The 6,047-nt window shown below is 68.8% G+C and carries 8 protein-coding genes; 2 read left to right on the plus strand and 6 right to left on the minus strand.

What is annotated here, in order from left to right:
* Window positions 1-41: 41 nt before the first annotated feature.
* Window positions 42-1,475 (plus strand): L,D-transpeptidase family protein, encoded by a 1,434-nt coding sequence (locus tag NBV68_RS16815; RefSeq protein ID WP_296312041.1) that lies wholly within the window; start codon window positions 42-44, stop codon window positions 1,473-1,475.
* Here the strand turns inward: NBV68_RS16815 and NBV68_RS16820 are convergent.
* Window positions 1,472-1,630 (minus strand): hypothetical protein, encoded by a 159-nt coding sequence (locus tag NBV68_RS16820; RefSeq protein WP_296312023.1) that lies wholly within the window; start codon window positions 1,628-1,630, stop codon window positions 1,472-1,474. The two genes, NBV68_RS16815 and NBV68_RS16820, sit on opposite strands and share 4 nt — an antisense overlap.
* Window positions 1,631-1,777: 147 nt before the next feature.
* On the opposite strand from NBV68_RS16820, the gene NBV68_RS16825 reads away from it, so the two are divergent.
* Entirely contained in the window at window positions 1,778-1,996 is a 219-nt protein-coding gene (locus NBV68_RS16825) for a hypothetical protein (protein WP_296312025.1), read from the plus strand.
* Here NBV68_RS16825 and NBV68_RS16830 read toward each other — a convergent pair.
* From NBV68_RS16830 to NBV68_RS16850, 5 genes are all read right to left on the minus strand, one after another.
* Complete coding sequence (locus tag NBV68_RS16830) at window positions 1,990-2,691, minus strand: murein L,D-transpeptidase catalytic domain-containing protein (RefSeq protein WP_296312028.1); 702 nt, start codon at window positions 2,689-2,691, stop codon at window positions 1,990-1,992. The two genes, NBV68_RS16825 and NBV68_RS16830, sit on opposite strands and share 7 nt — an antisense overlap.
* Window positions 2,692-2,770: 79 nt before the next feature.
* Window positions 2,771-4,237: an NAD(P)-binding protein gene (locus NBV68_RS16835; RefSeq protein WP_296312030.1), complete on the minus strand. Its 1,467-nt coding sequence runs from the start codon at window positions 4,235-4,237 to the stop codon at window positions 2,771-2,773.
* Window positions 4,234-5,151 carry a histone deacetylase gene (locus NBV68_RS16840; RefSeq protein ID WP_296312033.1) on the minus strand — a complete coding sequence of 306 codons (918 nt, stop codon included), beginning with the start codon at window positions 5,149-5,151 and terminating at the stop codon, window positions 4,234-4,236. Before NBV68_RS16840 ends, NBV68_RS16835 begins: the two co-directional genes overlap by 4 nt.
* Before the next feature lie 7 nt (window positions 5,152-5,158).
* The gene (locus NBV68_RS16845; protein WP_296312036.1) at window positions 5,159-5,704 is read right to left on the minus strand and encodes a manganese efflux pump MntP family protein; all 546 of its coding nucleotides are present in this window, start codon (window positions 5,702-5,704) and stop codon (window positions 5,159-5,161) included.
* The coding region (locus tag NBV68_RS16850) for a thioredoxin family protein (RefSeq protein WP_296312039.1) at window positions 5,701-6,047 on the minus strand (347 nt) is incomplete at its 5' end. The genes NBV68_RS16850 and NBV68_RS16845, both read right to left, overlap by 4 nt.

Consider the following 6,047-nt stretch of genomic DNA (forward strand, 5'->3'; position numbering starts at 1 on the left):
GCCAACCTCCCGGCGGCACGGGGCGAAAAGGCAAAGACGTGATGATCAGGTTCTCGGGCAGGTTGGCTGGCAGCGTGGCGACGGCGGCGCTGGTGGCGAGCGCAGGGCTGGCGCAAGGCGCGCCGGCCGTGCGCCCCACGCCGCTTCCCGGTCAGCCCGTAGGTGGCCCCGCGATCATGCAGATCCCCGCGCCGACGCCGACGCCCACGCCTTCATCCAAGACCGGCGGCAGCTTCGAGCAGGCCTTCCCGCCGACCGTCTCGCAGCCGGTGGTGCAAGCCACTCCGCAGGTCGCGCCGTTGGTGCAGGCCTGGACCGTCGCGCAGGCGCAAGCGCTCGTCGCGGTGATCGAGGGCATCGGCGCCGAGGGGCTCGACCCGGCCGACTACGATCTCGCCCCGCTCAAGGTCGCGATCGCCTCCGGCCCTTCGGCCGAACTCAACCAGATGGCCTCGCAGAGCTTCATCTGGCTGGTCGAGGATATGCGCGACGGGCGCACCCCGATGGAGGCGCGCCAGCAATGGTTCGTGGTCGATCCCGACCGCGAGGCGAACCCCTCGGGCAATGTGCTGGCCGAGGCGCTCAAGACCGGCGACATCGCGGGCACGCTGATGAAGCTTGGGCCCACCCACCCCGATTACGCGCGGCTCAAGACCGAGCTTGCCGCCACTTCGGACGGCCAGACCGCGCGGCGCAAGCTGATCCGCGCCAACATGGACCGCTGGCGCTGGCTGGCGCGCGACCTCGGCCCGCAATACCTCATCACCAACGTCCCCGAATTCCAGCTGCGGCTGACGGTCAAGAACAAGATCGTCAGCACCTACCGCACGATCGTCGGCAAGCCGGGGCGCACCGCCACCCCGCAGCTCGCCGAGGTGGTCGAGGGCGTGGTGTTCAACCCGACCTGGACGGTGCCGCAGTCGATCGTCAAGGGCGAGGGGCTGGGCGCCCGCGTGCTCGCCAATCCCGCCTGGGGCCGCGCCAACGGCTATGTCGCGACCAAGGGCGCGAACGGTTACATCACCGTGGTGCAGCAGCCGGGCCCGGGCAATTCGCTCGGACGGATGAAGCTCGAGATGCCCAACGAGCATGCGATCTTCTTCCACGACACGCCCTCGCGCCACCTCTTCGCCAATGATTTCCGCGCCCTCAGCCACGGCTGCGTGCGCACCGAGCGGGCGCTGGAGCTCGCTATGACGATGGCGATCCTCGGCAAGGGCGCGACCCGCGAGGAAGCGGTCGCGATCTCGGATTCGGGCAAGTACAAGAAGGTGATGCTCGCCAAGCCGTGGCGCGCCTACATCACCTATTTCACCATGGCGACCGACATCAACGGCCAGATGGCGACCTTCAAGGACATCTACGGCCGCGACGCGCCGGTGCTCGCCAGCCTCGACAAGCCGCGCGTGCGCGATCGCGGCACCAAGCCGACCAGCGAGGTGATCGTGATCGAAGATGATCTCACCGACACCTAAGCGGCCGGCCCGGTCTCCGAATCGTCCCACGGGCTGAGACTGCGCGCGGTCAGCACCGCCTGCCGGTAGAACAGCCCGGCGGGCAGGGCGTACACCGTCGCCAGCACGGGGAAGAGCCAGCCATCGCCGCCCCACACGGGGGAGGCACCGAGCACCCCGCCGCTGCGAGCCCTGTCGCCAGCGCGAGGCAGATCGCCACGCCCAGCCCGAGCGGCCCGGCCAACTTGCGGCCCATCAGAAACGCGACCGGCACGCCGACTAGCGCGATGTAAAAGGCGCAGAAGAAGGTGCCGACAAGGGTGATGAGCAGCATCGCGACGATCAGCCCGGGGATCGCCCAGATCGACATTTCGCCCAAGCTGAAGCTTGCGTCGAAGAAGCCCGCGCCGAGGAACACCGCCAGCGTCGCCGCCGACCCGAACGCCGCCGCCTGCACGCTCGCCGGCAGCACGCCCGCCAGCGCTGATCCGGCGTTAAGCTCGAACCAGGCCGTGCTCGGGCTGTATGGCAAGGCTCAATAGGCCGCGATCGAAGGGCGCGGGGCGAGATCGAGGGGCTGGCGCTGGTACATCGCCAGCTCGGGCACCGGCTGGACGCTGCCGTCCTCCTCCAGCCCGAGGCTGTCGGCATAGAGCAGCCGCCCGCCCGAAAGGTGCATCAGCGCCTCGCGGAACTGTTCGGTGCCCATCGCGAAGCACCCGTTTGAGCGCCCGAGGCGGCCCCACTTCTCGAGATGCGCGCTTTCCGCATAGTCGGCGTGGTGCATGACGATATAGCGCCGCAGCGCCGCGTCGTTGCTTGCGTCGAGCCCGCCGAGGCGCACCGAGGTGCCGTAGCGCCCCTTGTACCACTCCCAGGTCACATAGGCCCCGCGGCTAGTGGCGTTGGAGCCTTCGGTGTTCGAGAAATCCTTGAGCCAGCCGTCATGCTGCGGGTCGGAACCCATGCCGTGGCTGACGTGGTAGGACTGGACCTCGCCGCGATCGAGGTTGACGAAGTGGAAGCGGGGCTTGGCCGAGTGCAGGCCGTAGTCGGCGATCCCGACGATGTCCTGCCGCCAGATCGCGTTCCCTGCACGCAGCAGCTCACGCTTGGCGATGCCGATCAGGATGCGGTCGCGCGGGGTGCCGGCCATGGGCGAGGCGAAGAGGCGCGCGGGCAGCGCCAATGCTGCTCCGGCTGCCAGAGTGTCCTTGAGGATGTCGCGACGCTTCATTGTTCCGTAACGTAGCGGCCAAGCAGCCGGTTCCCAAGCCGGGGAATAACGTAGATCAGCATTTCGTCGCAAACCTGCGTCACTTCGCAGGGGAAGTCGCACTTTCGTGGAGCGCCTTGGCCGACATGCCGAGCCGGATGACGTCGGGCATGGCCGCCATCACCGCCTGCCGGAAGCCCGAAAGCGCCGCGAGCCGCGGGTCGCCCGCAGCAGCCATCCGCGCCACCGTCGGCCCGGTCGGGTCGAGCCGCGACCTCGCCAGCCAAGCGGCGATTTCGGGCGTCTGCATCCAGGTGCCGCGGTTCATGAGGTTCATCATGAAGGCATAGGGGAAGGTCCCCGGGGAATCGGTGAGCTCGGCGGCGCGGGCGAGCTGGTTCTTGGTGGCATCGTCGGGGAAGTGCGCTTCGATGAAGGCGGTGAGCGCCGCGCTGAAGGTTACCAGCGGCACCATCACCGGCTGGAGCACGATGTTGTCGCCCCGGAACTGCGGCCCGGCGTTGTCCGCAGCCGAGAAGGGCACGGCGCGCGCGGTGCAATCGATGTGGAGTGCGCCTTCTGGCACCGGGTGGACCACCTCGCCGAAATGCAGCGCGCCGTTCGCGACGCGAGTGACGCGGCCCTTGCGGATCACTTGGCGCACGCGCCGCAGCATCGCGATCTCGCCCTCCGAGATCACCGCATAGTGATACATTTCGGGCGTCACCTCGGGATCGATGCGCAGCATGTAGCCGCCCTTCTCGAGGTGCTCGAACACCTCCTCGCCGCTCTGCGACACGCGGAAGGCTTCGAGATGCGCCATCTGGCTCTCGACGGTGGCGGCGAGGAAGTCCTCGCCCGGCTGGAGGTATTTGCGGTTGTTGAGCCAGCTGTCGCGCGGCCGCACCCAGTGGATGCGCGCTGGGTCGACGCCCGCCTCGATCAACCACACCGCAACGTCCATCGCGGTCTTGCCGCCGCCGAGGATGACGAAGGTTTCGGGGATATTCTCGGGGCGCTTCCACAGATCGGGCAGGTCGCCGGGGATGGCGATGGCCGCGTCCTCGTCCACCGCGAAGGCGCGTGTGTGGGTCGATGGCACCGAGGTCTGGTAGAAGGTCGCATCGACCAGCTTGCGGCGGACGGTAATGCGGGTTTCCTCGCCCGACAGGACGCCGCGGATCGTCGCGGTGCCGCTTGCGTCACGACCGCGGAACTCGCTGAGGCGGTGATAGGCGACCCGCCCGCTCGGCAGCAGGCGCAGGTTCATGACCTTCTCGAAATAGGCCAGCACTTCCGTGCCGCTGGCGAGCGCATGGAGCCCCGCGTTAGCGCCGTGGGTGTCGATCGCCTCGCCCGCGAAGGCCATCGAATTGACGCCGTAGAAGGCCGAGGGCTGGTGCAGCGCGACGAAGGAATAGGCGTCGTTCCAGTGCCCGCCGGGCTTGGCGTGCTTGTCGACGAAGGTGATATGGCAGTCCGGATCCTCGTCGAGCAGCGAATCCGCAAAGGCCAGACCGACCGCGCCTGCGCCGATGATCAGGTAATCGGTTGCTTGGGTCGTCATGCTTGTTCCCCCCGGTAACGCGCGTTCTCGTCGGCCATCGCCAGCATCGAGGCGGCATGGCGCGCGGCGACAATGCGCGGATCATCGCCGTAGCCGCCCCCCAACGCACTCGCAACGGCAAGGCCACGACTGCGGCATGATGCGACAACGAAGCGGTCACGCGCCGCGAGCCCCGCATCGCTCAGGGCCAGCCGCCCCAGCTTGTCTTCGGCATGCGGATCGACGCCCGCCTGATAGAGCACGAAGTCGGGCGCGAAGTCGGCGAAGACCTGCGGCAGGTGGCGGGTGAGGGCTGCCATGTAGCCATCGTCGTCGGTGCCGTCGGGAAGGGCGATGTCGAGGCTCGAGCGGGCTTTCCTGACCGGGAAATTCTTCTCGGCGTGGAGCGAGAGGGTGAAGATGTCCGCGCGCCCCGCGGTGAGGCTGGCGGTGCCGTCGCCCTGATGCACGTCGAGGTCGACGATCAGCACGCGGGCCGCGTGGCCTTCGGCGATCAGGCGGTTGGCGGTGACCGCGAGGTCGTTGAACACGCAGTAACCCGCGCCGGTATCGTGCAGCGCATGGTGGCTGCCGGCGGCCGAGTTGGCGGCGTAGCCGTGCTGGCGCGCGAGCTGGGCGGCGAGCCAGGTGCCGCCGTTGGTGTGCCTGACCCGCGCGGTGATCGCCGGAGTGACGGGGAAGCCGATGCGCCGCTCCTTGGCGCGGGGGACTTCTGCGCGGAAGACCTCGTCGACGTAGTCGGGGCAGTGCACCGCCTCGAGCCATGCGCGGGGCATCGGCTCGGGGGCGTGCTCGGTGATTGCCGCGCCGCTGGCCCGCAGTTCCTCCATCACGAGGTAGTACTTGTCGAAGCGGAAGGTGCCGCGCTCGGGCCTCGGTGCCATATAGTCGGCGTGGTGGACGACGTGGAGCATGGCCCCCTCAGAACCAGCCCGAATGTTCGCCGAGGATCTTCACGCCGAGCCCGATCAGGATCACCCCGCCCGCGCGCTCTGCCCATGCGCCCAGATGGTCGCCCGCGACCCGCCCCAGCATCACGCCCGCGCCGCTCATCGCGAAGGTAACGAGCCCGATCAGCCCTGCCGCCAGCCACGGTGTCACCCCCAGCGCGGGCAAGGTGATCCCCGCCGCCAGCGCATCGATGCTGGTCGCGACGCCTGCCAGTAGCAGCGCGCGCCCGGTCAGCGCGTGCGCGGCCTCCCCCTCGCCGACATGCCCGCCGAGCATCCGCACCCCGAGAAAGGCGAGAAGGCCGAAGGCGATCCAGTGATCGACCGCCTCGACATAGACCAGCGCCACCGTCCCGATCGCCCACCCGGCGAGCGGCATCAGCGCCTGAAACACCCCGAAAGTCGCCGCGATGGCAAACCCGCCTGCCGCCGAGGGCCGGAACCGCGCTCCCTGTGTCAGCGCCACCGCAAAGGCGTCCATCGCCAGCGCGAGGGCGAGAAGGAGTGAGGCGATCACGCGGCGGGCTTGTCTGCCAATGCCGCAAGCTCCGCATAGATCGCATCCTCGCTGCGGCTGGCGGCGTCGCGCCATTTGGCCGAGCTCTCGAGGTTCACCGCGCGGCCATCGGCCGTGAGCACCAGCAGCGCGGGCGTGCCCTTGAGCTCCTCAAGGCCGAAGCGGCGGGCGATCTCCAGATTGCGGCCCTCGCCGGTCTGCGGCATGCCGACATCGACATATACGAGCTCGTAATGCGCAGCGGCAAGCGCGGCGAAACGCGGGGTTTCGAGCCACCCGGCGAGCGCGCGGCTGTCGTGGCACCAGTTCGCGCCCATCACCAGCAGAACGCGCTTTCCCGAGA

It is taken from the genome of Erythrobacter sp., assembly GCF_023653175.1.
Taxonomy (GTDB): Bacteria; Pseudomonadota; Alphaproteobacteria; order Sphingomonadales; family Sphingomonadaceae; genus Erythrobacter.